At 48.8% G+C, this 26,777-nt stretch carries 24 protein-coding genes; 8 read left to right on the top strand and 16 right to left on the bottom strand.

Annotated elements, in window-relative coordinates:
* Window positions 1-80: 80 nt before the first annotated feature.
* From FIU95_RS12215 to FIU95_RS12195, 5 genes are all read right to left on the bottom strand, one after another.
* Complete coding sequence (locus FIU95_RS12215; RefSeq protein WP_152454042.1) at window positions 81-1,106, bottom strand: hypothetical protein; 1,026 nt, start codon at window positions 1,104-1,106, stop codon at window positions 81-83.
* Window positions 1,103-1,804: an OmpA family protein gene (locus tag FIU95_RS12210; protein WP_152454041.1), complete on the bottom strand. Its 702-nt coding sequence runs from the start codon at window positions 1,802-1,804 to the stop codon at window positions 1,103-1,105. Before FIU95_RS12210 ends, FIU95_RS12215 begins: the two co-directional genes overlap by 4 nt.
* Entirely contained in the window at window positions 1,797-3,107 is a 1,311-nt protein-coding gene (locus tag FIU95_RS12205; protein ID WP_152454040.1) for a MotA/TolQ/ExbB proton channel family protein, read from the bottom strand. Before FIU95_RS12205 ends, FIU95_RS12210 begins: the two co-directional genes overlap by 8 nt.
* Window positions 3,107-4,339 (bottom strand): hypothetical protein, encoded by a 1,233-nt coding sequence (locus FIU95_RS12200; protein WP_152454039.1) that lies wholly within the window; start codon window positions 4,337-4,339, stop codon window positions 3,107-3,109. The genes FIU95_RS12205 and FIU95_RS12200 overlap by 1 nt, the downstream gene beginning before the upstream one ends.
* Before the next feature lie 71 nt (window positions 4,340-4,410).
* On the bottom strand, window positions 4,411-5,025 hold the full coding sequence (locus FIU95_RS12195; protein ID WP_152454038.1) for a polymer-forming cytoskeletal protein: 615 nt from the start codon (window positions 5,023-5,025) through the stop codon (window positions 4,411-4,413).
* An 857-nt stretch (window positions 5,026-5,882) separates the two neighbouring features.
* On the opposite strand from FIU95_RS12195, the gene FIU95_RS12190 reads away from it, so the two are divergent.
* Window positions 5,883-6,548: a phytanoyl-CoA dioxygenase family protein gene (locus FIU95_RS12190; RefSeq protein ID WP_172975389.1), complete on the top strand. Its 666-nt coding sequence runs from the start codon at window positions 5,883-5,885 to the stop codon at window positions 6,546-6,548.
* A gap of 13 nt (window positions 6,549-6,561) precedes the next feature.
* On the opposite strand, the gene FIU95_RS12185 is transcribed toward FIU95_RS12190, so the two are convergent.
* The 7 genes from FIU95_RS12185 to FIU95_RS12155 form a co-directional block, all read right to left on the bottom strand.
* Window positions 6,562-7,068 (bottom strand): GNAT family N-acetyltransferase, encoded by a 507-nt coding sequence (locus FIU95_RS12185; RefSeq protein WP_152454036.1) that lies wholly within the window; start codon window positions 7,066-7,068, stop codon window positions 6,562-6,564.
* Window positions 7,069-7,276: 208 nt separating this feature from the next.
* A complete protein-coding gene (locus FIU95_RS12180) occupies window positions 7,277-7,720 on the bottom strand; it encodes a CopD family protein (protein ID WP_152454035.1) in 444 nt (147 codons plus the stop codon).
* Between the two features lie 89 nt (window positions 7,721-7,809).
* A complete protein-coding gene (locus FIU95_RS12175) occupies window positions 7,810-8,226 on the bottom strand; it encodes a YbaN family protein (protein ID WP_152454034.1) in 417 nt (138 codons plus the stop codon).
* 257 nt (window positions 8,227-8,483) lie between these two features.
* A complete protein-coding gene (locus tag FIU95_RS12170; protein WP_152454033.1) occupies window positions 8,484-9,320 on the bottom strand; it encodes an energy transducer TonB in 837 nt (278 codons plus the stop codon).
* On the bottom strand, window positions 9,317-9,751 hold the full coding sequence (locus FIU95_RS12165) for a biopolymer transporter ExbD (protein WP_152454032.1): 435 nt from the start codon (window positions 9,749-9,751) through the stop codon (window positions 9,317-9,319). The genes FIU95_RS12170 and FIU95_RS12165 overlap by 4 nt, the downstream gene beginning before the upstream one ends.
* Window positions 9,751-10,704: a tonB-system energizer ExbB gene (exbB, locus tag FIU95_RS12160; protein WP_216646239.1), complete on the bottom strand. Its 954-nt coding sequence runs from the start codon at window positions 10,702-10,704 to the stop codon at window positions 9,751-9,753. Before exbB ends, FIU95_RS12165 begins: the two co-directional genes overlap by 1 nt.
* A gap of 31 nt (window positions 10,705-10,735) precedes the next feature.
* Complete coding sequence (locus FIU95_RS12155) at window positions 10,736-11,368, bottom strand: biliverdin-producing heme oxygenase (protein WP_152454031.1); 633 nt, start codon at window positions 11,366-11,368, stop codon at window positions 10,736-10,738.
* A gap of 225 nt (window positions 11,369-11,593) precedes the next feature.
* Between FIU95_RS12155 and FIU95_RS12150 the strand changes: the two genes are divergently transcribed.
* The 4 genes from FIU95_RS12150 (at window position 11,594) to FIU95_RS12135 (ending at window position 18,535) form a co-directional block, all read left to right on the top strand.
* On the top strand, window positions 11,594-12,109 hold the full coding sequence (locus FIU95_RS12150) for a sigma-70 family RNA polymerase sigma factor (protein WP_152454030.1): 516 nt from the start codon (window positions 11,594-11,596) through the stop codon (window positions 12,107-12,109).
* 29 nt (window positions 12,110-12,138) lie between these two features.
* Window positions 12,139-13,125: a DUF4880 domain-containing protein gene (locus FIU95_RS12145; protein ID WP_152454029.1), complete on the top strand. Its 987-nt coding sequence runs from the start codon at window positions 12,139-12,141 to the stop codon at window positions 13,123-13,125.
* Between the two features lie 241 nt (window positions 13,126-13,366).
* On the top strand, window positions 13,367-16,084 hold the full coding sequence (locus FIU95_RS12140) for a TonB-dependent receptor (RefSeq protein WP_152454028.1): 2,718 nt from the start codon (window positions 13,367-13,369) through the stop codon (window positions 16,082-16,084).
* Between the two features lie 24 nt (window positions 16,085-16,108).
* Complete coding sequence (locus FIU95_RS12135) at window positions 16,109-18,535, top strand: REJ domain-containing protein (RefSeq protein WP_152454027.1); 2,427 nt, start codon at window positions 16,109-16,111, stop codon at window positions 18,533-18,535.
* A 218-nt stretch (window positions 18,536-18,753) separates the two neighbouring features.
* Here the strand turns inward: FIU95_RS12135 and FIU95_RS12130 are convergent, their stop codons facing one another.
* From FIU95_RS12130 to FIU95_RS12115, 4 genes are all read right to left on the bottom strand, one after another.
* Entirely contained in the window at window positions 18,754-20,229 is a 1,476-nt protein-coding gene (locus FIU95_RS12130) for a ricin-type beta-trefoil lectin domain protein (protein WP_152454026.1), read from the bottom strand.
* Window positions 20,230-20,560: 331 nt separating this feature from the next.
* Window positions 20,561-20,848 (bottom strand): 2TM domain-containing protein, encoded by a 288-nt coding sequence (locus FIU95_RS12125; protein ID WP_152454025.1) that lies wholly within the window; start codon window positions 20,846-20,848, stop codon window positions 20,561-20,563.
* 272 nt (window positions 20,849-21,120) lie between these two features.
* Window positions 21,121-21,750, bottom strand: a complete 630-nt coding sequence (gene maiA / locus FIU95_RS12120; RefSeq protein WP_152454024.1) for a maleylacetoacetate isomerase — start codon at window positions 21,748-21,750, stop codon at window positions 21,121-21,123.
* 76 nt (window positions 21,751-21,826) lie between these two features.
* A complete protein-coding gene (locus FIU95_RS12115; RefSeq protein ID WP_152454023.1) occupies window positions 21,827-22,960 on the bottom strand; it encodes a homogentisate 1,2-dioxygenase in 1,134 nt (377 codons plus the stop codon).
* Window positions 22,961-23,230: 270 nt separating this feature from the next.
* On the opposite strand from FIU95_RS12115, the gene FIU95_RS12110 reads away from it, so the two are divergent.
* The 3 genes from FIU95_RS12110 to FIU95_RS12100 all read left to right on the top strand — a co-directional run bounded on the left by FIU95_RS12110 (window position 23,231) and on the right by FIU95_RS12100 (window position 26,407).
* Window positions 23,231-23,731, top strand: coding sequence for a MarR family winged helix-turn-helix transcriptional regulator (locus FIU95_RS12110; protein ID WP_152454022.1), 501 nt, complete (start codon window positions 23,231-23,233; stop codon window positions 23,729-23,731).
* Between the two features lie 25 nt (window positions 23,732-23,756).
* A complete protein-coding gene (locus tag FIU95_RS12105; protein WP_152454021.1) occupies window positions 23,757-24,947 on the top strand; it encodes an amino acid aminotransferase in 1,191 nt (396 codons plus the stop codon).
* Between the two features lie 68 nt (window positions 24,948-25,015).
* Window positions 25,016-26,407, top strand: coding sequence for a class II 3-deoxy-7-phosphoheptulonate synthase (locus FIU95_RS12100; RefSeq protein WP_152454020.1), 1,392 nt, complete (start codon window positions 25,016-25,018; stop codon window positions 26,405-26,407).
* Window positions 26,408-26,777 lie beyond the last annotated feature (370 nt).

Genomic DNA, 26,777 nt, shown 5'->3' with positions numbered 1-26,777 from the left:
CTGCATGAATGATTTCTAAAAAGATAAATCCCAGGGGGGCGCGAGCTATATGCCTATACCCAGCACGGTACGCTTTTTAGTTAGCTGAGGCCAAGCTCTTGCTCAATTTGGATTTTCCTCCATACCGAATAGTTTGAGGGGAGCATTGCTTCTTTGGGGGTATCAGCAATGATGGCGCGTTTCATGCTGGGCCAGCACAAAACGGCAAGCACCTGAGGGGCGATTAGTTGAAATACCTTGGGTGGGCCCATCAGAGTTTTCAGTTTCTGGATCAGAGGCAGCCAAGCGGCGGGGACTACTTGCTCGGCGATTGCCCAGGATGCTTGGGGTTCACTACCCAGCTGTTTAATAAGGGACTCATAGCGCAATGTTGCTGCACGTAACGCTTCTTGTGGAGATGCCATTATTATGGCACGGGCGCGCCTTTCAGCGCAGGGCAGGCAAATCTCTCTTGGAAGTTCACTCCGTACGGCTAATTCTGGATTCAGCGCCCAGTTACTAGCCTTTATCTGACATTGGCATATTGAACAAGCGTACTTTGGGATATCAGCGCTAAACAGTGAGTCTACCCTCTGCGGACGTTCACCGTTTCGCCAGAATAATGGCTGAGTGTCAAAAAAATGGCCGGCAAAGTATCGTGCATAAATTAACCAGTCGATATCGGTAACATTTCCGAAGCGGTCTTTATGCAGTAAGTCTGCGATGTCCAGGCTATAAAGGTGTCGCAAGCAGTGAGGGCAGGGCTTTAGTTCATCTTGCGGAAAGGCCTTTTGCGCAGCAGAGAAGTCGCTACTCACCCAAAGAGGTCCCTGATAGTTGCTGACTGTGGGGCATTTGGGAGAAACGTGAATTAGCCCAAAAGAATCAACCTGTGTGATAGGGGTGGGCTCAAGGCCAAATGCAAACACCGGGATACCTCGGTAACGCCAACCACAGGTAAGCCTGTCTAGGTCTGAAGCGTCCAGCTGAATCCCCGATCGAATAGCATTGGCCAAGCTGTTTCGACATGGTCTACTGGTATTTGATGGCTGAGGGATGGGTTTGAGGATACACGACAGCTCTTGAGTTTTGCGGTTGTGAATAGGCTGAAGATTGGTTAGCTTCACAAAGCCTCCTCAAGAATTTGCAGGATATGGCTTTCGGAATCCCGCACAACTCGGAAAGCAACCCGACGAGAGCGATCCGGATCCTCCATACCATTGTCATTGAGTACAGGGCGGGCAGAGGAGTAGCCTACGGCTGCAACTTTTGCGCGCACCAGTACTGCTTGATCTGATGGCAGCAGCGAGTGTGCATACTGCATCACCGCCCTTGATCTTTGTTGGGATAGACGCAAGTTATGAAAGTATCCCTCTTCAGGAGCCGACTGCTCACCCCACTCAGAACTTGTGTGCCCTTCAATTTGGATTGCTGCGATAGAGTCCATATAGGGGGTCAGTGCCGCAATATACCGGGGTACAAATGAGGACATAATTTCACGGGCATTGTCACTTAAGGCAAAATCCCCGGTCTTGAACAGCGCATCGCTATTATTAAAGGAGATAGCGAGGGTTTGCTTATCCAGCGAGGCTCCCCAGCGATTCAAGTCTTGAGAGAACTCCTGCTGTAAAGTTTGATAGATAGCCAACTGTGTATCTCGATAAGACTCCGCAAGCTCTCGAATCTTGGCGCGTTCGTCTATTAGGGAGCGCATAACGAAGACGGCAATACAGAGAAAGACCATCATTAGGCCGGCCATCATGTCAGATAGGCTGATCCATTGGCTTTCATTGGATTCGCTGCTGGAGTGAGCGCCCTCAAACATGCTCCTCTCCAGAGACCTGTTTCACTTGGTTGTCGATTCTCTTCATTTGTTGGATTAACTGACGAAAATCTCGTGAGAACTCACCGCTCAAGGTTCCCAGTGCCTCGCCCATTGCTGTCATTACGCTCTCTACTTCGCTATGTAAGCGTTGATCCAGCAATTCATACTGTCTTTTGATGCTCACGTCAGCATTGGATAAATCGCGAGTGATCACTTGGGATAATTCAGTGATCATTTGCTGATGGGTCTTGGCAATAAGCTGGGCGAGCTCAACCATTGACTCACGATGATTGTTGGCAGTCTCTTGGATAATATTCGAGAAATGATTCGGGTCGATGTTGGTGAGAACATCGGCCAGAGCTACAACTCTGTTGGTTCTTTGTTCAAAGACTTTGGTCTGGGTTTCATTCAGGGATATCAATTGTTTAACTTGGGTGCCCAGTTGCTGGTTGGCGTTGTCAATTCCTTTGGTCAAAGACTCGAATTTGGGCGCTATATCTGGGATCGATTTTTGTAGTATTTCAATGGATGCCTGCTGTTCATTCAGCATTACAGAAATTTGTTCGGAGTGAACGCGTTGCTGCTCCACCAATGAAGGGATCGCATTAAAGACTTCTGGTAGTTCAGTAATACGTTGATGTAGTTGTAGAAGATTTTCCTGGGCACCATTAATTTCAACCAGCAGGGACGTGGTTTGTTCACGGTAGATGGCAGCCAACTCGGCATGTTGCTCATGCTGGTCGATTAAAGCTTGTAGGACGGGGGATACTGCTTGTAGCTGTTGAATAAACTGCTGCAGGTTGTCACCCATTTGTGAATTTAAACCCTGATTAAATTTTTCAACAACAGCGGTGAGCGATTGAAGAACTTCTTCACTTATACTCTGCTGGAATTTGGCAAGATCCTGCCGCTGACCATTAATTGCCATCAAGATGTCATCTGAGGTGGCTTTGGCTGGCTGCTCTTTACTGAACAATTGAAAGATAGTGCGAAGAACCAGTGACAGGAACAAGCCCAGGATACTCGTCATAAAGGCCGTTTCCAGGCCCTGCATCAGCTCTGAAATTGAAGTATCGATATCAGCCAAGTCAAAACCATAGATACCGAGAATTATGCCAATAAACGTTCCCAGGATGCCAAGAGCAGTCAGAAGGGATGGCACCTCTTTTACAAAACGTGAAAACTTACCAAAGGGGTAAACGACCAAAGCGATAGCACCAAGGGCAAGCATAACGATAAGAAAGGTGTCGGTTACTTGCTCGGCGGATAATTTAGTCAACCAGTGATAGAAAAACTGGGTCATTATTGATCCTTTACAACTTTCTGCATTGTTATTTCATGATAAGAGGGCCCGCTGGGTATCCGTCCAGTGCCCTGACTAAGTACTTTCATTTGTGGCAGAGACTTCACTACGTCAGTAATAGTGCGAAACTTGACCGGCTTATTGCCAGCTGGCTGGAGAAAGGTCCCTACTAGGCCCGACTGCTGTATCTCGAACACACCACAGTTGACTGGAAGACGCTCTTGTTTGAACAGTAGAAAATGCATCACTCCTGCATCGCTTAGAGACTGATATAAAGCACTGGTGATTATTTGAATTTCTTCAACGGAAAAGAAGTTGAGTAGATCCCAAAGTAAGATGCAATCCAGATTTTCTGGCAGGCTTGCCTGTTTCAAGGCGGCATGCACGGCCCCTTTAAATGATTCCTTGCGGCTGCACTGCCAAAGTATTGCGGAGTAGAGATCAGATATAAAAAGCTCACCGGCTTCGCGCTGAAGAAATTGCATATTTCTGCCGACTTTCTTCCCGACATCGAGTACTTTACTGATGGGGGAGCGGCTAACATGTGACATTGCTGCGTTGAAAGCGGTTAAGGGCAGCTCCGTTAGACTTATTTGCCTAAATGCAGAAATTGCGCCCGACGTACCCGCAGCCTGTAAAGCATTTTGTGACTTTACATTGCCATACTCGAACATCATTTCGATAAGGTCCTTACGCATGCCCTTTCTGTGTAGGAGAGAGGCGCGCAGAGAAACGTTCCCCATAGTTTTCATCAAGTTAAGGGATGAATAACGATAGGTGGACAGCGGTTCCTGTAAAGCAAGCTGCTCAGAGTTAAAGGTGAAGCCGGATAGGCGCTTAAAGTCGGCGGGTGCTGTGGGCATTGTGCCGGTATAGAGCATGGTATGAAAAATAGTACCAGACTTTAAATGAGGTTGGATCTCCTCAATGAGCCGAGTGATGAGCTCGGGCTCCATAAAGTTAAATAAATCCCAGCAGAGAACAACATCAATTTTTATTCTCTGTGGTTTTTTGGTCAGATGTTCAGATAGCCTTGAAGCACGGGTTTGTGCATCCAGCGCATTGATTTCAAGCAATAAGCTACGTAAATCTTCAATAAATGTCTGGCAGGAAAGTTCTAAGAAAGTTTGTGTAGTGCCGAAGGAGAGGCATCCCAAATCCAACACTTTTGCACCTGGTTGAATGACTTCTTCGACCAGGGCAGCAATGCCAAAAGATTGATGCTGCAACATATTTCCATACCAAAAGCTAAAGCCCCGGCAATAGCCGGGGCTGGTAATGAGGATTACTAGAAGTTTTCAGCTCAGCTTTCCTCGGCCTCCTCTTCGATCTCCTTGGTGCCGAATAAGTAATCACTACTATCGGATATACTAGAAGAGCTATTCACAGTGGCGTTACTGGAGGAGTATGAAGAATTGCTCTGTGCACGATTTGCAGGCTTATCCTCTGTCGCAGGCAGATCAGGGTGTACCAGGCGATCAGAGAACTCCTTGTGACGTTCCTTCATTTCAGAGTCGGTATCTACCATGTCCATGGAGCCGCGGAATTTACCACCGTCGTCCAGCTTGATTCTGGGCGCGATCAGGTTCCCATTCACTTGTGCCGTATTGCGAATTTCGATGAGTTCATCGGCAAGTGCATCGCCGTCCAGGGTGCCTTCTACAACAATATTTTTTGCGTGAATATTTGCTGTAACTGCGCCGCCAGTACCCACTGAAAGATTGTGTCCAACCATAATCACAGTGCCATCGACAGTGCCTTCTACGTGAAGGTCCTCGGTACCAATCAGCTCGCCACGGAAATTGATTCCTTGGCCCAGCACTGATTTGGCGCCTGAATTCGAGAGAGATGATTGCTGTTCACCAGCGCTCATGCCCGCTAGAAATGGTGTGGAATCATTGCTTTTGTCAGTGCTCATCGAAATAAATCTCTTCTTTGTGGTAAAAGTCAGCTATAAGATCTCTTGCTCTCATACCCATAGTTGAAAGTGTATTGGTGCAAAAAGTGATATTTTAAGCTTAAAAAAACACCAACATTCTGGCCATTGACAGTTTCCTTGCGATGGCTGGTATGAGTTGTCTGATAAAATTGAGCACTTTTATATGAGCCATCTTACTGGCCGAGCGCTTCTGAAACATTCTCTTGTGAATTTACTCATCTAGGTTTCCCCATTTTGCTAAGCTGGAGAAAAAATCATCTGAGTCCTGAATAGAGTATCAAGCTATCTTTACGATAGTTTTCAACATCATTATGCTCAGCTCAGTGTAAATAGCGTAAGTAAATATTCACTTTCAAATAAGGAGGACATACTGCTAAATTGCCTGCTGATGGGTATTGAGTCCAATAGAGCTCATAATCGATGAGTTGGTGTGTACCTTCTTACAGCGTGCCTGCCACCACTAAACGGCTTGGCCATTAATCAAGCTGACCTCGACTTGAATAAGTTAAAGTTAGCACGGATTGCACGTAAAAAGTGTGATCAAGAGCACTCTTTTCTTTTAAGTACCACTATTGTTCCGTTTCTGTTCTATCGACTTAGACTTGCAGAAAGTTATGTTTTTTGCATGAGGCTACTGGTGATTGCGAAATAATTGCGGCTAAGAAGAAACGCGTAGCTTATGATGCTGACTGGCAGAAAGTTTTTGCCCACTAAAGTGCTTTCCGAAAATTTAATGTATCTTAAGGTACTGAAGCGGCTTAAAATTTACTTGCTAGATGAATGCTTGTGATTATTTTATTCAACCTTCCAAGGTTAATTTTTTGAGGCTTATGAAGGTGAATGATCTGGAATGTGGCCACGCTTTGATTCGTAATGTTTTATCAGGACATCAAATAAAGACGCTTCAAACCGATTTGGCAACCATATCACTTACCAATGGTAGAGGGGGTGTACGCAATGCCAATAAAAGATTCCCTTCCGTGGATTCTCTGGCAAAATCAGAAGAGATTTTAAAGTTAGTAGAGACTTACTTGATAAAACCTGTCCGGTTGGTGAGAGCCATTTTTTTTGACAAAAAAATTGACAATAATTGGTCTGTAGCTTGGCACCAGGATAAGACCGTGGTTGTTTCCTCTCGGTTTGAGAGGCATGGTTGGGGCCCTTGGAGTATCAAAGATGGAGTCCACCACGTGCAGCCTCCACTAAAGGTATTAAAGGAGATGGTCACATTGCGTGTGCACCTTGACGATACTGGTGCTGATAATGGCTGCTTGAAAGTTCTACCTTACAGTCGATGTGAGGGTATTTTGGGAGCTGAAGCGATTAAACGCTATGTTGCTAGGGGCAGGGTTGTTCACTGTGAGGCTAAAGCTGGGGATATACTGATTATGCGTCCTCATATTTTGCACTCATCCGATAAGGTGCTCACCGCAGGGCGGCGCCGCATTATTCACCTGGAGTATATTAGCTTTAAGTTATCTTATGGGGCTTCATGGGTTTGAAACCAAAAACATGTTATACCGGATGATTGAAGGACTCTAGCTGAGCCTGCCAATACCCAACATCGCGCCATTGGCCGAATTTGAATCCTACCTTTTCAAAGTGTGCAACTTTCTTCATGCCTAGTTTTTCATGTAGGGTGACGCTTGCAGAGTTAGGTAAAGTTATTCCACCAATAGCAGTGCGAATATTCTTCTTTTTAAGCTCGGCAAATAGAGCCAGGTATAGCGCTGTACCCATGCCCTTCGATTTCATGTCGTTGGCAATATATACACTTGTTTCCACAGAGAATCGATAAGCACTTCTTTCCTTCCACGGTGTGGCATAAGCGTAACCAATAGCCTCTCCGCTTAGCTCTTTTACCAGCCAGGGAAAGCCAGCATCCTGGATACTGTTTATACGTCGACTTACTTCAGTATCACTAATAATTTTTTCTTCGAAAGTTACTGAGCTGTTCAATATGTAGTAGTTGTATATCGCAGCTATTGCTTGGGCATCATTGTTATCGGCAGGTCTAATCATTGTTGGGTTTCTAAAATGATTTTTATATGAGTTATCTTGAAGGGTTATGAGTAAATTTTCATATATTTGAAGTTGTGTTGGATGCTTATTTTAGATCGTATCAGTAATATAGTTCCCCTGTAAAAAATGAAGTTTGTGTCGGGTGGATTTTTTTTGATTTGTAAGTATCTTGATTTTAGTTTGGGGGCTCGAAATAGTTAAGATTCACTTAATAAAGCCACCCACTCTTAAATGAGAATCCTACAAAAATAAAGAGTATCGATAAAATAGTAACTGGAATGATATGATAAGCGAGTGACTTAAGGTTTGCCTTCGAAAGGTTGGGGATTATTCTTAGTCTTGCATCTATAGCTAATAAAAATGTACAGACAAGCAAAATAAGTTTGAATGATATCAGGCGTGAGACAGGATCGGAGAAATTGAACCATTGGGATAGGTTCGGCAATAAAGTGGAAGCGAGATATAGCCCAGATAAGATCTGGATTATCAGAGCAGGGATGCCAATTTTTTCATAGCTGCTCTCAAACTGGGAGAGAAAGGCGATGTCTTTTTCCCGCAAAACTCTGGGGAGAATTGTACAGGCCAGTATTAGGTGCCCACCAGTCCAAACTGTCGCACCCAGTAAGTGAAAAAAAAGTACTACGTTGTACATCCTGTTCCCCAGACAAATCCTTGTCAGGGAACTATAGCGCTAAAATTGCCAAGTGTCTGCTATTACATAAGGAGTGAAGTGAATGAACTTTACTCCTTGGGCTCTGGACGTGACCAGACCCAGTAGGCGCCGCAGCTTATACCAAAGACGGTAAAGCATAGTAAATAGAGATTATTCATATTAAATAAGGCAAAAGCCAGAGATATTGCCATAGTTAGACTTGCCAACCATTTAGTGCGGCGACTCACGTAACCGCTGCGCCAAGTTCTAAGCAAATTTCCAAACAAGTGGTGATTTTCTATCCATTGATGGAGGCGCTGAGAGCTATGTGAGGCGGCCCAAGCCCCTAGGACGATGAATACGGCTGAGGGGAGTCCTGGAAGAATAGCTCCAATAATGCCTAGCGCAATAAAAAAACAAGCAGCGATACCCCACAGTAAGCGAATCCAGCCTTTTGCCAGTGGTGGTGTGTAGGTTAAAAGGCTGTCTTCAGTGGAATCTTTCATCAGCACCTCTAGTTTTTATTTCCAAAATCACAAAATATGAATGCAAGGCCATTTGATTGGCTTCCTTACAAGCTGTTTTATAAGAACCCGCCTCCTGGGGTAATTGAGTATTTCGAAAGCGCTTTGTTGCTATTAAAGGTGAGCAGAATATGTGGATGATTTTGCCCATTGAACTCGGTTATTCAAGAATTTACTAGCCATGTGTGGTGCTTTTCTGCAATTGATGGAAGTAAATTTAATTGAAAGGTACGCACCCATTAGCGTATAAAAAACTCAATCGGGACAGCCATTGTTAGCGTGGCACCGGGTATATCTTGCGGTGGTTTGGGCAGGGGTTCTGCACGGCGAACCAGCGCAACCACTTCGCGATCCAGAGTGGCAAAACCACTGGGTTTATGTAGTTCTACATTGAGAACCTTGCCTTGCCTGTCTATTGTGAAACGCACCCAGGGTATACCCTGTTGACGGCGTATTTGCGCACTGCGAGGGTAGCGCTTCCTGCGTTCGAGGTGTGCCTGTAACTGGTTTTGCCAAGTTAACCTGGCTTGGGATTCTCTCTGGTTAAGCGTGCCCACTTCCGGTGCGGCAGCTTGCTCCGCCTCCGGGACTTCCGCCGCGAGAGGGGCGGAGGTCTCTTCAATAACGGTCTCTCCAGTAGCCTCTCCACTGGAGTCCTGTTGATGTGCAACTTCCCTCTCTTCAACTAGCTCTGGACTATCTTCCTTATCCTCTGTGGGGGGCTCCTCTTCAGGCTTCTCGATAGCAATATCCGAAGGGGCCTCCGGCAGAATAACGGGCTCTGGCTGTGCAGTGGTTTTCTGTGGCTCGCTGCGCTGCTGGTTTGCTGGGGAGGATTCCTGCTGCTGAGGACCCACTGGTAGCGATGTGGCTGGTGCCACAGGAGCGGCGACCATACTGACTTCAAATACCTGAGGTGCCGCAGCAGGGGGTAGCGCCAGTTCGGATTTGGGCTGCCATAAAAAATAGGCGGCAATAAGTCCGTGAAGGGCTAGGGCGCAGCAAAAGGCGCAGAGCGATAGAAAAAATCGCGGACGCCTTGCAGATACTACCTTCGGGCCGGCCAAGAGACTCATTGGTTTTCGGTCGCCGGCTTATCCAGACCTACCAGAGCAATTTTCTGGTATCCGGCACTGGCAAGGCGGTTCATCAGGTCCATCAAATCCCCATATTCCACTTTGCTATCGGCGCGCAGTAGGATCTGTTGCTCTGTGCCAATTTCATTTGCCTGGAGTTCAGCAGCCAAGTCCCCTCGCGCAATAACCTTGTCCTCACTCAGAGTCAGGGTGAGGTCCTTTTGCAGCGTGAGATATTTCGGATCTTCTGCCTGGGGTTGTTGTGGAGCTGTCGCCGAGGGTAGGTTAACGGGCACACTTACGGTGGCCAGCGGAGCCGCAACCATAAAAATAATCAGCAATACCAGCATCACATCGATAAAAGGTGTGACATTGATATCGTGCTGTTCTGGCAGCTCTTCGCTACTGCCGCCGTTGAGATTGAATGCCATTAGCTGGCCCCCTGGGCCAGAGACACCGGGCGTTTTTTACTCTCGCTAACCAGTTCGGCAAGGGGGCGTGCATTCGGGTGGTGGCGATCCAGATCGCGACTAATCAGTACCATTAAGGCGGTGACGTTATCGGCCAATACCGCGCGATAATTGCCGATAGCCCGGGAAAAGTAGTTGTAGATCACTACCGCCGGAATTGCAGCAACCAGGCCGATCGCAGTTGCCAGCAGGGCTTCTGCAATACCTGGAGCCACCACGGCCAGGTTTGTGGTTTGGGTTTTTGCGATGCCGATAAAGCTGTTCATGATGCCCCATACCGTACCGAATAGACCGACAAAGGGGGCGACGGAACCGATGGTTGCCAGAATCCCGGTGCCGCGATTCATGTCGGTAGCGAGAGAAGCCTGGACTCGTTCCAGGCGAGCCAGAACACGCTCTTTTAGGCCGTCATCTGACACTGGGCCACCAGAGGATAACTCGAGTTCGTGGCGACTCGCTTCTACCAATAGCAGGGCACCGCCGGTTTGGCCTGAAAGCTTCGATTCGGCATTGGCGAACGTCTTGCTTTGGATCAGGGTTGCCAATAATTGTTTGGCCTTGCGGCGGGTCAATACCAGCTGCACGGTTTTAAAAAGCCAGATCGCCCAGGTTAAAACAGAGGCCAACAGCAGGCCGATCATTACGCTTTTAACAACGATATCCGCTGCGTGATACATGCCCATCGGAGATAAATCGTGTGCGCTAAAAGCGGTATCTCCGATGTTGGAGGTTGTAGGCGGGGAAGAGTTGCCTTGATTTTCTTGCAGCCCGACGGCGGTCACCGCACTTTCCTCGAGAGCCATTTCTGAATTGCTGAGCTCGCCCGAGTTGGAATTATTTTCCTGCGCTAGAGCCGGTAATGGGCCGAGTGTGCTGCCTAGCAAACACAATATAATTACAGTCCAGATTCTCATTACCGACTCCTGACTTCAGGTGAAAAATAAATTAGGGTGTAGCGGGCGCTAATAATTGTTCGACATTTTGTCGTGCAAAAGCAAAGGCCTGTTTGGCCCCTTCGAGGGCTACTTCTTTTTGCTCTTCGTTGAGTTCAAGAGCATCTAACGCAGTTTTGAATTGGCGCCAGTGTAACCCGCGACCATCTTCGTGTCCCGCTAAGTGTCGCGCTCCAAAAGTTTCCGATAAATCCAGATGTTTGCGCGCGTATTTGAGTAGAAATGCCGCCCCTAAGTTAGAGCCTTCAACCACGTAGAGCCAGCCCAGTGCAGAGTGGAAATCACTAATTGTGACTTCTGCTGCGGCTTGCTGATCAGCTTTCAAATCGCTCTCGGGCATTTCGAAATCAGCACAGTCCTGGAGGACTGCTGCGGAGCGGTCTCTCTCTTTCAGGCCGGGCAAAAAATTATTTAATTCGTCACTCTGAAACCAATCAGACACGGCTTGATGCAGTCGCGACTGCGTGCGAACAAACAGTGCATACCGCTCGCGATTGGAAAATGGTGACAGGGACATAATGCGTTTATCTAGACTCTCGTGGGTCGTATTTGTGCCTTCCTTCAGCCAAGCGGAAAAGGTGGGCTCTGTCGGTTCAACGGTTTGGCATTCAGCGGGATTGGTCACAGGTTTTTTCCAAAACAAATAAAACAATAACCGTCCGGTTAATCCGGTGGCTTTGTATTGGGTGACGGACCAAATTCAAATTAACCCATCCGCTACCCAATTTTTTTGGAAAATTCATCCGGTTATTCCAAATTGGTATAACATTCGCTGGCCGCTCTACTTTAAATGAGAATGGATATCATTTACAGTGCCCGCCCTCAAAAAATGTAGCGCAAGGTCTGAGTTTTGGCCCCTGAACCCACTTCAACACCAGGATTTGATCAGTTTTACCAGGAGCACCACGAGTGGCTTGTCCGTTGGATAGCGCGCCGTACCTCGGGTTTTGATAACGCTCAGGACCTGGCTCAAGACACTTTTATTCGATTGTTGGATAGGCCGAGCCTGCCGGCGGGTATTCGAAGCCCAAGGGCCTGGCTGACTAAAGTCGCAGGCAATCTGTTGATTGACCAGGCCCGTCGACAGGTACTAGAAAAAAATTATCTGGCACTGCTGGAAAACTTGCCGGAGCCAGAGTGCCCATCTCCCGAAGACAAGTGGGAGTTGCTAGGGTTGCTGGAACAGATTGACCAGTTGCTCGCTGGGTTGCGCCCCATAGAAAAAACCGTATTTTTAATGGCGAGGCTGGATGGCCTGACTTATCGCGAGATTGCTGAGCAACAGGGGTTGAGCCTTTCATCGGTGGAAAAATATATCGCCAAGGCTATGCTCAAGTGCTACGCCGCTGTTTACGAAAATGAATAACTTCCTGAGCACATGGAACTTGCCGGCTGATGAATAATTCCACGGATAAAACCAAGCAAAAGATTCCTGAAGAAGTTTTGCTCCAGGCAGTTAGCTGGCGTGTGCGCCTGGGATCTGGTGAGGCGGTGGACTCCGATCGGGATGCATGCCAACAATGGCTCTCCGAGAGCCCTTTGCACGGATTGGCTTGGCAGCGCTTCGAACAGATGGAGTCCCCCCTGGATAAAGCGGCCCGTCAGGCGCCACATTTGGCCCACTCGGCCTTGAGGCAAACTGATGCAGAAATTCGCCGCCTGAACCGCAGGTCTGCCCTCAAAACCATGGGTGGTGGTGCCCTGGGCCTTTTTGCTGTTGGCTTAGTGGGGTATGACAAGGGGCTGATGGAGCGCCTTTCTGCAGACTTCTCCTCTGGCGGTGAGCCATCCCATTACACCCTGGACGACAGCAGCCAAGTTTGGCTAAACACTGACAGCGCAGTTGAGTGGGAATCGGGGGTTGAAAGCCGTTCCCTGATGTTGACCCGGGGAGAGATGCAGATGACCAGCGCTGCTGATCCTCGGCCAATGCAGGTATCCGTACCGCAAGGTCGAATAGTTTCCAGTGGCGCACGCTTTTTTCTGCGCAATGGCGGCAACCATACAATCCTGCAGGTTGTAGATGGTGGGGTGCAAGTGCTTCCCAAAACTGGCAGTAAGCCTTTCGCCGCAAAAGTGGGTGAAGCCTATCGCCTTTCTGGAGGAGAGCCCCTCGCCCTGGATAGCAAAGTGTTTGATTACAGTGGATGGATAGATGGAGTGCTATCCGCCCGCCGTATGCCATTGGCGGGGTTACTTGAGGAGTTGTCCCGCTATCGCACCGGCTTTTTGCGTTGCGATCCCAAGCTGGATAATTACTTGGTGTCAGGTGTGTTTCAATTGCACGATACCGATATGATCCTTAAAACCCTGGCGCGCTCAGCAGGTGCTGAGCTGCGTTATGTCACCCGTTGGTGGGCAACCATCCAACTGCCGAGATGATAGGGGATCGACTCTTTTCGATCCCTTCAACTTGCTCCCAGTCGATGGATTTTTTGGAAGTGAGTAGCGTTAGTCCCTCTGTTTGCCGGTAAAAATGCCCTTGAAATTTTTCTTTTGGCGCCATTGTGGGTGATTGGGTTTGGGCTAAAGCAAAAAAACAAAATAATTCTCATTTAGATTACGGGTTTTTGATTTTCGTTCGGCTTCCTAGTTATACACCTGAGAATAGGAAGCCGCTTAAATGCAGTCCCGCGCCCCAAAACATATTTTGCCCACCTTGTTGGCACTGTTGTTGGCCGTAGTTCCCGTATCGAGTTTTGCGCAAGCCCAGCAGGGCAATACAGCGTTGATCGAATTCAGTTTGCCTGCGGGCAATCTGGGAGATGTGCTCAACCTCTACTCGCGTCAGGCCGGGGTAACGCTCTCTTTCGACGAGAACCTGGTGGAAACTATTTCTGTTCCAGCACTATTTGGTAGCTATCGTGCAGAAGAAGCTCTGTTGAGCTTGTTGCGCGGTACCAACCTGCAAGCGGTTCCCGTTGGTAGTGGTGCCTGGCTGATCCAGTCCGCTGGCGAGCAGGATCTGATGGTGCTGGACAGCATTCAGGTTGAGACTCGTGATGGCGGTGAAAAAGACCAGGCATTTCGCGAGTCCGGTTCAGTAAATATTCTCACCCAGGAAAATATTGAGCGCTTTCGCGGTACCAGTGTTGGCGATATTTTTCAGGGCACCCCCGGTGTACTTATCAGTGAAAACCGCAATTCCGGTGGTCTGGATGTCAATATTCGCGGTATGCAAGGGCAGGGCAGGGTTCCTGTCTTAATCGATGGCAGTCGCCAGGAAACAACGATTTATCGCGGTTATGCCGGGGTTTCCAGTCGCAGTTATATTGACCCAGACCTGATTGGGTCCTTGCGTATTGATAAAGGCCCAGTAATGGGTGTCGAGGGCACTGGCGCTACCGGTGGCGTTGTCAGTGTAAATACCCTACGAGCGGAAGATGTCGTAAAACCCGGCGAATTGTCGGGTTTCCGTGTTCGTGTCAGTGGTATTGGAAACAATAGCGAGGCTCCAGAGCCGGGCACCTACGCTGGTTACCACTTGCCGCGCCCTGTTTATCGCTCCGATTGTCGTTTTGCAAGTGATTGCACAGCTGACTATACAATGCCGGACAGCTTTGCGCCGGACCATGGAATGGACAGGCCCAGCCTGTTGGATTTTGAGGGTTACGCGGCGAGCTTTGCGGGCGCCCAGCGTTTTGAGTGGGGTGATCTGGTATTGGCTCACGCTCAGCGCGAACAGGGAAATTACTATGCGGGTACTGATGGCCCCGCGCCGGAAGTGGTTATTGGTGAGCCTCAAGAAATGGCTTGGTATACCGAGACTAAGGTTGAGCTGGAGAGTGAACTGGGAAAGAGTATCCCTTACCGCGCTGGGGAGCGGATTCCGAATACTAGTTTTTCTAGCGACTCCTGGTTGTTAAAAAGCAGTCTCCACTTGCCAAAAGACCAAAGCCTTGAGCTGGGCTATATCCGCTATAACAGCATCTTTGGTGAGATGATGCCCTCGCAAGTTCTTTCAACTTTTGGTCAGGCGCGCGAGTGGCTCGATAGTGAAGTGCACAACCAAACCTACACTGCACGCTATCGTTGGCAGCCGGTGGAATATGATTGGGCCGACTTGCGTGTCAATTTTTGGCACACCGATGCGGTCACTGATCTGAACACACCGAATATATTCTCTATCGAGCTGGAGGATAATATTGCGCGAAATGACGATTATCAGCGCTTTGGCCTTGATATCACCAACAGTATGCGCTTCTACCCCATGGGTGAATTGCGCTGGGATTATGGTGTTTCTGCACAGTGGGAAGACTTGGATAGCGATACCCAGACAGTTGAAGGTATTTATGCGGGTTCCCGCAGTGGTGGGCGCGATGAGTACAGCTTGTTCACCGGTATTGAATGGCAACCGTGGCCGGAGTGGACTCTTGAGTCTGGGGTTCGTTATACCCACTTCTCTTCGAAAGACAATAATCCCCTTCCATTGAGCATCGATTCTGATTCTTGTGTAGATGATGGTGAAGGTGGCTGTGAGGATGTTTACTACAGCAATAGTCACTCTGGTACTGCACCAATTGTGGTTTTGACTTGGGAGCCGATCAAGGGTTTGCAATTCTATGCCCGCCATGCGCAGGCTTTGCGTATGCCGAGCCTGTTTGAAGGTACCACTGGATTCTCATCGAGCCCCGCACTGGATATTTCCCTAGAGCCTGAGCATGCAAAAAATAATGAGGTTGGGATTAATTATCTTAACGGCCAACTATTTGAGGCTCATCATCAACTTCGAGCGAAAGTTGCCTATTTCGAAAACCATGTTGACGAGTATTTGACTCGCACCGGGGTCAACGCCTATGAAGACAAGCAAGGTAGCGGTATCTCCGATTTATTCCGTATACGTAATATCGATAGCCTCGACCTTCAAGGTTTTGAGTTGAACCTTGGATATGATGCCCACTGGTGGTTAGTTGAACTGAGTGGTACTAAATATAGCCACATTGAAGTCTGTGATGTTGCCAGCTACGTGCGTACCTACTGCACGGATTGGGGTATAGAAAATAGTTATATCAACAATATGGTCCCACCTAACTGGCATGCCAGCGCGCATATTGGCTTCCGTTTATTTCAGGAAAAACTGGAATTTGGACTGCGCGGTACTTTTATGGGAGAGCGAAACCCTGTCCCTTATTACGGCGATCAACCTGGGTTTACTGAGCCGGTGCTGTGGCAGAGCTACGAACTGTTAGATGTTTATACCAGTTTTCAATTTAACGATAGTTTTTCGGTGGATTTCACCGTCGACAACGTAGCTGATAAATATTATGTCGATGCCTTGAGTCTCGGTTTGGTGCCTGCACCGGGACGTACGGTAAGACTCAGTCTCACTTATCAATATTAAGATTAAGCATTTGGAGTTCCACAGATGAAAAGAGCAATGGCCTTGTGGGCCACGCTGTGTATGTCTCTCTTATTCGCCGCATGTAGCAGTGGGGGATCTGAAAGCAGTGAGGTGGAAAAGCCCACTGCCAGTATCGGTTTGTTATTCCCAGCCGATAGCACTTTTTCACTGAAAGATGGTCCCGTTACAGTCCAGCTCAATGGCACCGATAGTAGTAGTCCGAGGGATGCCAGCCTCACCTATCGTTGGGAACTGATCGAGTGGCCGAAGCTCAGCTTGGCAGAGCTTAATGGCACTGAAGATGCTTATACCGAATTTACTGCCGAGTTACCTGGTGACTACGTGGTAAGTCTGATTGTGGATGATGGCACTGCTAGCAGTGAGGCGTCCCGAGTGACTTTTACCGCAACCAGCCCCTACCCGGTTGCAATTACTGAACCCGTGCATAGCGTAATCCTTGGTACCGACAGCCTCGGCTTGGATGGCAGCCTGAGTACAGTTCCGACAGGAGAGAGTGGCAGTCTGGAATTTCAGTGGAATATTGTCGATAAGCCAATGGAAAGTGCGGCTTACCTAACCAATGCCGTCATGAGTCAGGCAACTTTACATCTTGATGTGGAAGGTGATTACAAGCTTGAATTAGTTGTTACTTACAACGGAGTTGATAGTGAGCCTTCGGAAGTGCTGGTAACCGTTTCCGCCGGTGATGCACCTCCTGTTGCAGTAACAGAAGACCAGACTATTACTCTCGGTGAGGAAGTTGTTCTGGACGCAAGCGAAAGTTATGACCCGGAAGGTAACTCTCTTCAATACCGGTGGAAGTGGGCTTATACCCCAGTTGAAACTGACGGTGTTCCGGTTCCCGAGTTGGAAGGAGAGACAACCTCTACCGTTAAATTTACTCCTATTGCAGCAGATACTTACAACTTGATTTTGTTTGTTTTTGATGGTGCCAGAAAGAGTGAGGAGCGTGAAGTTACCATCGTAGTTGAAGCCGATTCCGAAGCGGAAGTCAATGAAGCTCCAATTGGTGAGATAGAAGCAACCGGTTACTACCCATCCTATAGTATTGGTGAGCAAGAACTGGGTCTTCGCGCTGAATTTAATTTTATTGGCTATGACCCCGAGGGTGATGCTCTACAAATTATTGATGCGGAGCTGATTGAAAAACCTGAAGGCAGTATTGCCGAGCTGGTTGATATTGGCTCTTGGAAACCGCTGGGTAAGAAAATCCAAGAGTTGGATGTGGTTGGTACCTATCGCGTAAGCATGACCGTTTCTGACGGAACCAACCAGATAGACCTGGAAGCAACCCTGGAAGCCAAGATTGGCAAGGTAAATGGTTATCCTTCTACCCGTAGTGTCGAAGCTCAGTCCAAGTCTGTGCTCGTTGGTGATGCTTTGGTATTTGATGCCTCTAGCAGCGACCCTAATAATGATGAAATGACCTTCCACTGGGAGCTGGTTGATAAGCCTGATGGGAGTAATGCGGTAATTGAGCCGGTCACCGAGCCGGAGAGTGGGGAGCTTCGCCGCGCTCAGGTTGTTACCGATGTACCGGGCTCTTACACTGCTCGCTTGATCGTAAGTGATGACCGTGGCCTATATGCTAAGACCTACTCTGAAGATGATGGTCTTGCAAAAATTTCCAACACCTCACCAGAAATTCGCTCTGTAGTTTGGGCGCGTAACTGGGGTAGATTGTCCACTGGCGAAGATCATTACCAAATCCTGCCTTGTATGTCTCTATTGCATCGCCCTGTGGTGGTTGATGCCGATGGTGACGAAGTATTCACTTATGAAGAGTTGATCAGCGCTCCGGAAGGTGGTGAATTCACCAGCTATCCCGATAGTGAAGATTGTGAAAATACAACTGGTACCGTATTTTCGAAAGCGGGCACCTACGTATTCCGCTACTACGCCACCGATTTGATTGATGATGCACCTGAATACGATTTTGTTGTTAAAGTTGAGCCGCTAAGTGCTGCTAAGGGTGTGCGCTTACGCAACATCAACTCTTGGAATGAGAGTTTGTGGCTGCCCATGCCGTACGAAAATATTCCAAGCTACGGTACGCCATCAGATCTGCGGTGGGATACATCGCCTACTGAAGAGGAATATCTGCAGTGGTCTCTGACTGCAGTTGATGCCGATTACACCATTGAGAATGTGCAGGTGAAGCATATCAATGGTGGTTTGACCAGCCTTACACCAAGGTTCGAAGGTATTGTTGAAGGGCAGGTTATCAATGCTGGTGAGTCTCTAGACTTTAAGACCTGGGTGCCAGCCGTGCCCTGTATCCGAAATGATGATAAGGCTGAAGGTTTCCATTTCTCCTTCAATATAAAAGAGATCCCAGAGTTGACCTTTACTTATGAAACCTGGGTGGCAGTAGATGATGGTATGTTCAGCGAAGGCTGGAGATATTGTGAGGCGGGAGAGTTAAATTAAAAGTAAAGGTATGTTCAATTAATTGAGCATACTTCCTCTACGACTTCAGAGTAGCTTGAAAGTTGTATTAAAAGGGCATCTGTTAGATGCCCTTTTTTCAGAAAAAAGTGTGTGAGTCTTTCGAGGTTGTGGCGAGAAGGGTAGTGCCAGCTTTTAATACTTATTTATATTTTCTTCAGATTTGAATCCTACACTTTCAATTCATTTCCTTTATGCAATTAAAAACTGTTTTGCTTCCAGTCGGCAACAACTTCCAGTAAAAACTGCTGGTTTATATCGTTGTTACTGCATTTATAAATTTGTAGGCGCTCGCCTTCTTCTGCGGAACTGCCTGGTGTGTCAATACAGTAGCTCCAATCCTTATCGCGGTTTTGGATAGTGCCATCCTGTTGAATTTGCCACTTTTCTGAATTGCCTCCATCACAATCCCATAAGTGCATCTTATCGCCATTGTCTGCGGAGCCAGTATTGTAGTCTACGCAGTATTTATTATTACCCTTAGGGCGAAGCTGACCTTCGGCGGTATAGACAAATTGCTGCTCGTTGCTGGTATTGCAGTTGGATAGCGTCAGGTTTGAGCCATTGCTGTATCCCTGGGATACCGTCATACAAAGATTACTATTTGAGGCTGAGCGAAGGCGCATATATCCTGGCAGACTTCTTCGTACCCCAACAAAAGGGATTGCTTGGCTTGTATAGCTAGGCGTATTAGCAGCAGTGCTGGGGTCCATGCCAATTGCGGTAGCTCCGTGGGCAACGGCGAGATAGGCATAGCCGAAGTCGGTATTGCTGAAATCTCCCGAGCTATTCCATAGATGCATTAGCTGTTTGGTGTTGGCGGCCTCATTGGCTGTGACTTGATAGTGGTCACCAGCTTTCACATTGCCGCAAAATATCCGCTTAGAGCTATTGGAATCTATCGAATCAATATTTCCAGAAAATTCTTCGGGATCTGCTGTATCAATATCGGGACAAAGGAATGCATGCAGATTGTAGTTGTCTAGTGCTGATTCCATGCGGTTATTGACGTTTCCGCTTTGACCACCGGTAAACATAACCAAGACTTTTTTACCCCTTGGTAGAAGCTCGCCCAGGGTAGGCCAGCCAATATTCTTCAGGGTGCTGCGATAGTCTGAGGAGGGTGAGCTGGCCTCTAAGTGCGCAAGTAGGTCCTGATAGCTGAATTGCAATTCACCCAGCTGTTGTTTGATATATTGATCTAACAAGTAGATCTCATCGGCATACCAGGCAGCAAACCAGTTGCTATCGGGCTTCATGTCGATATAAAGCATTAGCGGTGCATTGAGTTCATTATTCGCAAGCCAGGCCTTGATGTCGTTCAGGCAGTGAATTAGCCGGTCATCACTACCATTGCTGCTACACATATGATTGCCAATATCGCTCTGGCCATGGGCGACATAGGGACCATATGAGCTGCCCTGCCATGGACCGTGGTCGACAACATCCAGCTCCAGTGAACGAAAGCCTTTATCCAACCAGTCTGTGAGCGTTTCACCGGCTTCCAGGCGCTCGTAGCTGTTGTGAGGTTGGAGGTAGTAGAGTTGGTCGATGCGATGCTGTTCCTGTGGGGCGTCTGCGATTATTTGGAGGCTAGGGGATGTGCTCGCATGTGTGTTTGCAGAGAAAAATAATATTAACGAGAATAAACACGAAAAAATGATTTTATTTGGCATAAGAGTGTCCATCTAGGGTTTTAATGATAGAGGCTGCCATGAATGAAAGGGGAGGGATACTAGTACGGTTGTATGAAAATGATATGACACTTGCCAATTCATGGTTTTTTTTAGTGAATGGCTAAATCTTTAATGGCACTTTGATGAATGTAATTATCAATGTTGATTTTATGATTGCAGGCTTAAACTGCAAACTTTATTATTTTTCTTAGTGGACAATAAATTTCTATTGAAGCTTTCAGTTTCACCTTGGCAAGTTGGGATTTCCTGAATGAACAAGTACTTTTAGGGTGGGGTAATTTCAGGGATGTTTGCCAGGGACAACCTGAAATTAAGGTTTCTTTTTCAGCCGTTTCTCTACCTGTTTTTTCTCCCACTCAGGTCCAAAAAATGTAAAAGGCTTAAAGGTTCGCATAGCGTGGGAGGCGATTCCAATACCCCAGCCCAGGGCAGCCCACAGGGACCAAAGGTAGTCGGGGGAGAGGATTAGATTAGCGATAAAAAGGCCAGCAATAATTACCAGGTAGGTGATCAGGTGTTGATAGAAACCCTTGAGTCTTCTTACATGCTCAATGGCTTCTTTCTCTTTTACTGAAGTTTGCTGCTCAGGCTGCATCATGTAGATCTCGGTGAAGTCAGGCTATTTGGTGCCGAGTAGATAGCGAAGTAATCTTATCTTGTTGTTTATACTGGGGATATTAACCACAGCCAACCCTGGCAGGCAAGGATAAAAGGGGTGGAAAAAGTTGAGTTTTGTAAAGAGAGGACGTTAATAATCCCGTTGGTCTGGAGTGATTTTAGCGGGGTAGGGCAGTGGTGCTATCCATGACTACCAATTCAAACTTATTGGGAGCCCGGATTGCCAGGGCTCCCGAACTCCGAATATAAAGGTTATACAGTGCTGTCCGGCTGTCTTTCCGGGTGGGCATCAATAAAGGCCGGCAGTTCGTTACAGGCCTCAGCAATTTTTTGTATTTTGGGGTATTGATTCATATCCATACCAAAGCGTTCGGCATTATATACCTGCGGCAGTAGGCAGCATTCAAAAAGTCCCGGGGTGTCACCAGCCGCAAAAGGCGCGGGTTTTAGTTGTTGCTCCAGAGCGGAAAAGCCTAAGTGAATCCACTGCTGAATCCATTGGATCTTCTGTTCTTCCGTAATTTTGAATTCAGAGACTAGATATTTGAGCACGCGAAGGTTTTGCAGCGGCTGAATATCGCTGGCAATGCTTTGTGCAAGGGCGCGAATATGGGCGCGAGCGTCGGCACCTTTGGGCAGCAGCGCAGGTTCTGGGTGTGTTTCTTCCAGCCACTCCAAAATAGCCATGGACTGGGTCAGGCTGGTATCCCCATCGTTGAGCGTTGGCAATAGCCCCTGAGGGTTTAGGCTGCGATAGCGCTCGCCGTGTTGATCGCCTTTCAGCAAGTTGACTGGAAGATAGTTATAGCTCAGGCCTTTTAAGTTAAGCCCTATGCGCACCCGGTAACTTGCGGAGGAGCGGAAATATCCGTAAAGGTCCATTCTCTTTCCTTTTTTATCAATCGCTTTGGTGGCGGCAGGGAAAGCCGCCGATTAATTTATTAGTTCTTTTCCCCGGTTATGATGGCGTTTTCCAGGAATTGACATAACCCTCAAACTCTATTGCATGGGCATCGGGGAGTATATCCCACGGGGTGCGGCTATCGATCATAACCGCCACTTCGTCGGTTGCCTCACGGGCATGCTTTGCACCGATGGCAAATGCCTTTGGGTGGGGTCCATGGGTGAACCCCATGGGGTGCAGTGTGAGCATGCCGGGATGAATATTGTCTCGGCTGAAAAAATTGCCGCGGTGATAAAAGATCAGTTCATCGTAGTCGTCATTGCTGTGAAAAAACGGCACTTTAAGAGCGCCTGGATCACTCTCGATAGGTCGCGGCACAAAAGTAGCCACCACAAATCCCGGACCCACAAAGGTGGTGTGGGCTGAGGGGGGCAGGTGATAGCGATGGCTCATGATCGGGCGAATATCTCTCCAGTTGATTCGCACTGCCAGGTTGTCGCCGGTCCAGCCGATAGCATCTAGTGGGTTGAAGGGGTAGATGATCTTGGAGAGTTGCTGGCGGGCCTTGACCACCACTTGCCACTGGGAGTCCCCCTGTTGGGCAAGAAAGGGTTCGTCGATCTTCGGTACATCCAGGATTGCCTCATCAAAGATGGCGTTGGGACCTAGGATGCCTTTCTCTGGAAGCTGGAAGTGGCCGCCGCTAGCTTCAATCAGTAGCAATTCCAGCGGCTCATTCTCTGTGGGAGAGAGTCGCCACATGGTACCTCTGGGTAGGAGGATGTAGTCTCCATCGCGGATACTCATCCGGCCAAAATCGCAGAACAACTCACCACTGCCGTTGTGAACGAACAGTAGTTGGTCGCCATCGGCATTGCGCACTAAATGATCCATGGGTTCCCGGCAGATCCACAGGCCTACCTGGCTATTTTCATTGCGTAAAAGGAGCTTTTGGTCCCAAGGGCTGTTACCTGTATGGAGGATCTTGGTGCCATCGAAAGCGTGTGGGCGCAGTGGGCCGGTAAATTGGCTCCAGCCAGTGGGCGGGTGGCTATGGTAGAAGTGGGTGCAGGGACCAAAAAAGCCCTCTTTGCCCATCTCCCGTTCAAAGGTGTTAGCCGGGAAATCTGCATGGGCCTGGCGGCTGGTCTTACCTTCAACGCGGGGAAAGCGGATCCACTTATTCATGGGCGGCCTCGCTTCATGCTGGCAGGGCGGCTGGTGGAGGATTGATCAATTTGGCGGTAGTGCTGCTACGCATGTTTTTTGCGTTTAAGCGGCATAGTATTAACAAAAATGGCGCTGAAAACCCTATACTGTGCGACCAATTTTGTCCGGTTTTCCTGGGCCTTTCCGTGCAACATTTGCATGCACGGTGGTTACAATTGAAACTAATGTTAGTTAAATTGGGCATCTGGTACAACCGGGGTTCGAAGATAGGCAGTTGTGAGAGCAGCCATGACCAATGACCACAATGCGCCGGAGACGGCGGTGAAGCAGGATGAACTGCGCCTGGAGAAGTTCTTACCATATCGCCTGTCGGTACTCTCTAACCGTGTGAGTAACGCCATTTCACAAGCGTATGGTGCGCGCTTTCATCTCACCATTCCCGCTTGGCGGGTAATGGCTATACTCGGGCGTTTTCCCGACCTATCTGCGGCAGAGCTGGTAGAGCAGACGGCCATGGACAAGGTGGCCATTAGCCGTGCGGTTTCCTCCCTACTGAAGAACGATTACATCACCCGCAGTGAAGACCCCGCGGACCGTCGCCGCCAGGTTTTGAACCTGTCTGAGCTGGGGCGTGAGGTGTATGCCCGCATAGTGCCGCTTGCGCATCAATATGAAAGTGACCTGATCGCTTCGCTCACCCTGGAGGAGAGGGAGCAACTGGATGGCATTATCGAAAAACTGATGGTTCGCGCTAAGGAGTGGTCCGAGCGCGGCTTGATTGACCAATAAATAGGATAAATAAAGGAGTTTTCAGATGTTTGAGCATTTAAGCAGCTTACCGCCAGACCCAATTCTCGGCCTGCTGGCCAGCTACCGTGCGGATGAAAACCCCAGCAAAATCGACCTAGGGGTAGGGGTTTACAAGGATGAAGCCGGCCACACGGCGGTTTTGCAGGCAGTTAAAGAAGCCGAAACACGCCTGCTGCAAAGTGAGGAAACCAAGGCCTATATCGGCCCCGCGGGTACCCCGGGTTTTAATTCGGTGATGCAGGAGCTGGTACTGGGTGCAGGTCATCCGGCACTGGTTGGCGGCCGTGTGCGCTCAGCGCAAACTCCTGGTGGCTGCGGCGCCCTGCGCGTGCTGGCCGAACTGATCAATCGCGCCAAAGCCGGCGCTACCGTTTGGGTGAGCGATCCTACTTGGGCAAACCATGTGCCCCTTCTCGGCAATGCCGGCCTGAACATCAAGAGTTACCCTTATTACGACCGCGCCACCAGCAGTCTGCAGTTCGACAAAATGGTCGAAACTCTGAAAAACGTGGGCGAGGGCGATGTGGTCCTGTTCCACGCCTGTTGTCACAACCCATGCGGCGCAGACCTGTCTCGTGAGCAGTGGAAACTGCTGGCAGAAATGGCGCAGAAACAGGGCTTCACACCATTTATTGATATGGCCTACCAAGGCTTTGGCGAAAGCCTGGAAGACGATGCCTACGGCTTGCGCCTGATGGCAGAGTCTGTACCCGAAATGCTGGTGGCGGCTTCCTGTTCCAAAAACTTTGGCCTCTACCGTGAGCGCGTTGGACTGGCCATGGTGATCTATGCCAATGGCGAGAGCGCCGATAAAGGTCACAGCCAGATGTTGAGTGCAATTCGTGGGAACTATTCCATGCCACCTTCCCACGGTGCTGCGATTGTGGAATCTATCCTTACAGATGCAGGCTTGAAAGCGAACTGGGAAGCAGAACTGACCGAGATGCGTGAGCGTATCAACGGACTGCGCGCCGGCTTGGTTGAGGGCTTGGTTGCTGCCGGAGCTGCAGGCGACTTTGGCTTTATCCGACAGCAGAAAGGGATGTTCTCCTTCCTGGGCATTAACCCAGAGCAGGTACAGCAACTACAGAAGGACTACTCCATCTATATGGTGGACTCCAGCCGCATCAGTATTGCCGGCTTGAGCTCCAGCAATATGGAATACTTCTGCAAGGCGGTTGCCAGCGTGCTGTAAATTCGGCAAATTGGGGGTGAGCGGAATGCTCGCCCTTTAACATTTACCTAAAGAAGTAAGAGTGAAAGATGGAAGTTGAGCTAGGAGCCCCAGTGTCTGAATCCCCCTCCCAAATCTGGACCCCGCAGAGCTGGCGAAACTTCACCGCACACCAACAGCCCAAATACACCTCCGCCGAAGAAGTTTCTCAAGTTGCCAAGCAGCTTGCTGGTCACCCGCCGCTAGTGTTTGCCGCCGAAGCGCGCGAATTGCGTCGCCAGTTGGCCCAGGTAGCGGAAGGCAAGGCGTTTTTGTTGCAGGGTGGCGACTGTGCCGAATCTTTTGCCGACTTCAATGCCAACCGCATTCGCGATACTTTTAAAGTATTACTGCAAATGGCGGTGGTACTGACCTTTGCCGGTAACCTGCCCGTAGTCAAAGTTGCGCGTATGGCCGGCCAATACGCCAAGCCTCGCTCCGCCGATACGGAAACGATTGATGGGGTAGAGCTACCTAGCTATCGTGGCGATATTATCAACGGCATCGACTTTACCGCCGAAGCCCGCCAGCCAGATCCCCAGCGAATGGTCACCGCCTATAACCAATCGGCGGCAACTCTCAATTTGTTGCGCGCCTTTGCCCAGGGCGGCCTGGCCGATTTGCATCAGGTGCATGGCTGGAATCTGAGCTTCCTGAAAAATAATCCCCAACGCGAAAAATATGCACTCTTGGCCGAGCGCCTGCAGGAAGCGCTGGAATTTATGGCTGTTTGTGGAGTGACCTCAGAGAATACTCCGGCAATTCGTGAAACCGTGCTTTATACCTCTCACGAAGCACTGTTGATGGAATACGAACAGGCACTCACCCGCACCGACAGCCTCACCGGCAAATGGTATGACTGCTCCGCGCATATGCTCTGGATTGGCGAGCGCACTCGCCAGTTGGACGGTGCCCATGTGGAATTCCTCTCCGGGGTTTGCAATCCCATTGGCGTAAAAGTAGGCCCCAGTATGCAGCCTGATGAGCTGCTGCGTTTGATCGATAAACTCAACCCAGAGAATGAAGCCGGCCGCCTAACCCTGATTACCCGCATGGGAGCGGATACCCTCGCCGATAAATTGCCCGCGCTGGTACGTGCAGTACAAGCAGAAGGGCGCTCCGTGGTTTGGAGTACGGACCCCATGCATGGCAATACCGTAAAAGCCGGCAATGGCTACAAAACCCGCGATTTCGATAAAATTCTGCGAGAAATCCGCGACTTCTTCTCCGTACACTGGTCCGAAGGCAGCCACCCCGGCGGCATCCACTTGGAAATGACCGGGCAACATGTCACCGAATGTACTGGCGGCGCCTGGAAAATTTCTGAAGCCGATCTTGCCAGCTGCTACCGCACCCAGTGCGACCCAAGACTCAATGCCGACCAAGTATTAGAGTTGGCTTTCTGTGTGTCTGAATGGTTGCGGGCTGGACGGATTGCCTAACGGCTTAATTTAAATGCTAATACATTGGCCCCTTGCTCTGAGATCGACACTTGGACAAGGGGTTTTTCTTTACTGGAAATAAAGCTGAGAGTTAAGAGTCTTGAGCTAAGAAATGGCCCCCAGCTTGATTGCCAGTTACTGGTTCCAGCGTTCAATAATTTCAAATTTGAAACCTACACCCACTTCGTGATCAAAACAGACCAGAGATTTCGGTCGTCGTGACCGTTATTTCTGAGTATTTGTAGATTGAAGATGAAAGCCTAATAAAATCAACGGGTTGGATACGCTAAGAAAATCTGTGATAGTGGTCATTATGACCATTTTTCCATTTGTGAACATGGTGGCAATTGATTGTATCTAGTTGATTTTT

It is taken from the genome of Microbulbifer sp. THAF38, assembly GCF_009363535.1.
Lineage (GTDB): Bacteria > Pseudomonadota > Gammaproteobacteria > Pseudomonadales > Cellvibrionaceae > Microbulbifer.
Note: the sequence above shows the minus strand (reverse complement) of the source record. Positions and strands in the feature narration are given on the sequence as shown.

What these genes read in the sequence shown, in the direction of transcription:
- FIU95_RS12210 (WP_152454041.1), bottom strand. Translation starts at nt 1,804, where the DNA reads ATGTTTGAGGGCGCTCACTCCAGCAGCGAATCCAATGAAAGCCAATGG.
- FIU95_RS12205 (WP_152454040.1), bottom strand. Translation starts at nt 3,107, where the DNA reads ATGACCCAGTTTTTCTATCACTGGTTGACTAAATTATCCGCCGAGCAA.
- FIU95_RS12200 (WP_152454039.1), bottom strand. Translation starts at nt 4,339, where the DNA reads ATGTTGCAGCATCAATCTTTTGGCATTGCTGCCCTGGTCGAAGAAGTC.
- FIU95_RS12195 (WP_152454038.1), bottom strand. Translation starts at nt 5,025, where the DNA reads ATGAGCACTGACAAAAGCAATGATTCCACACCATTTCTAGCGGGCATG.
- FIU95_RS12185 (WP_152454036.1), bottom strand. Translation starts at nt 7,068, where the DNA reads ATGATTAGACCTGCCGATAACAATGATGCCCAAGCAATAGCTGCGATA.
- FIU95_RS12180 (WP_152454035.1), bottom strand. Translation starts at nt 7,720, where the DNA reads ATGTACAACGTAGTACTTTTTTTTCACTTACTGGGTGCGACAGTTTGG.
- FIU95_RS12175 (WP_152454034.1), bottom strand. Translation starts at nt 8,226, where the DNA reads ATGAAAGATTCCACTGAAGACAGCCTTTTAACCTACACACCACCACTG.
- FIU95_RS12170 (WP_152454033.1), bottom strand. Translation starts at nt 9,320, where the DNA reads ATGAGTCTCTTGGCCGGCCCGAAGGTAGTATCTGCAAGGCGTCCGCGA.
- FIU95_RS12165 (WP_152454032.1), bottom strand. Translation starts at nt 9,751, where the DNA reads ATGGCATTCAATCTCAACGGCGGCAGTAGCGAAGAGCTGCCAGAACAG.
- exbB (WP_216646239.1), bottom strand. Translation starts at nt 10,704, where the DNA reads ATGAGAATCTGGACTGTAATTATATTGTGTTTGCTAGGCAGCACACTC.
- FIU95_RS12145 (WP_152454029.1), top strand. Translation starts at nt 12,139, where the DNA reads ATGAATAATTCCACGGATAAAACCAAGCAAAAGATTCCTGAAGAAGTT.
- FIU95_RS12140 (WP_152454028.1), top strand. Translation starts at nt 13,367, where the DNA reads ATGCAGTCCCGCGCCCCAAAACATATTTTGCCCACCTTGTTGGCACTG.
- FIU95_RS12135 (WP_152454027.1), top strand. Translation starts at nt 16,109, where the DNA reads ATGAAAAGAGCAATGGCCTTGTGGGCCACGCTGTGTATGTCTCTCTTA.
- FIU95_RS12130 (WP_152454026.1), bottom strand. Translation starts at nt 20,229, where the DNA reads ATGCCAAATAAAATCATTTTTTCGTGTTTATTCTCGTTAATATTATTT.
- FIU95_RS12125 (WP_152454025.1), bottom strand. Translation starts at nt 20,848, where the DNA reads ATGATGCAGCCTGAGCAGCAAACTTCAGTAAAAGAGAAAGAAGCCATT.
- maiA (WP_152454024.1), bottom strand. Translation starts at nt 21,750, where the DNA reads ATGGACCTTTACGGATATTTCCGCTCCTCCGCAAGTTACCGGGTGCGC.
- FIU95_RS12115 (WP_152454023.1), bottom strand. Translation starts at nt 22,960, where the DNA reads ATGAATAAGTGGATCCGCTTTCCCCGCGTTGAAGGTAAGACCAGCCGC.
- FIU95_RS12110 (WP_152454022.1), top strand. Translation starts at nt 23,231, where the DNA reads ATGACCAATGACCACAATGCGCCGGAGACGGCGGTGAAGCAGGATGAA.
- FIU95_RS12105 (WP_152454021.1), top strand. Translation starts at nt 23,757, where the DNA reads ATGTTTGAGCATTTAAGCAGCTTACCGCCAGACCCAATTCTCGGCCTG.
- FIU95_RS12100 (WP_152454020.1), top strand. Translation starts at nt 25,016, where the DNA reads ATGGAAGTTGAGCTAGGAGCCCCAGTGTCTGAATCCCCCTCCCAAATC.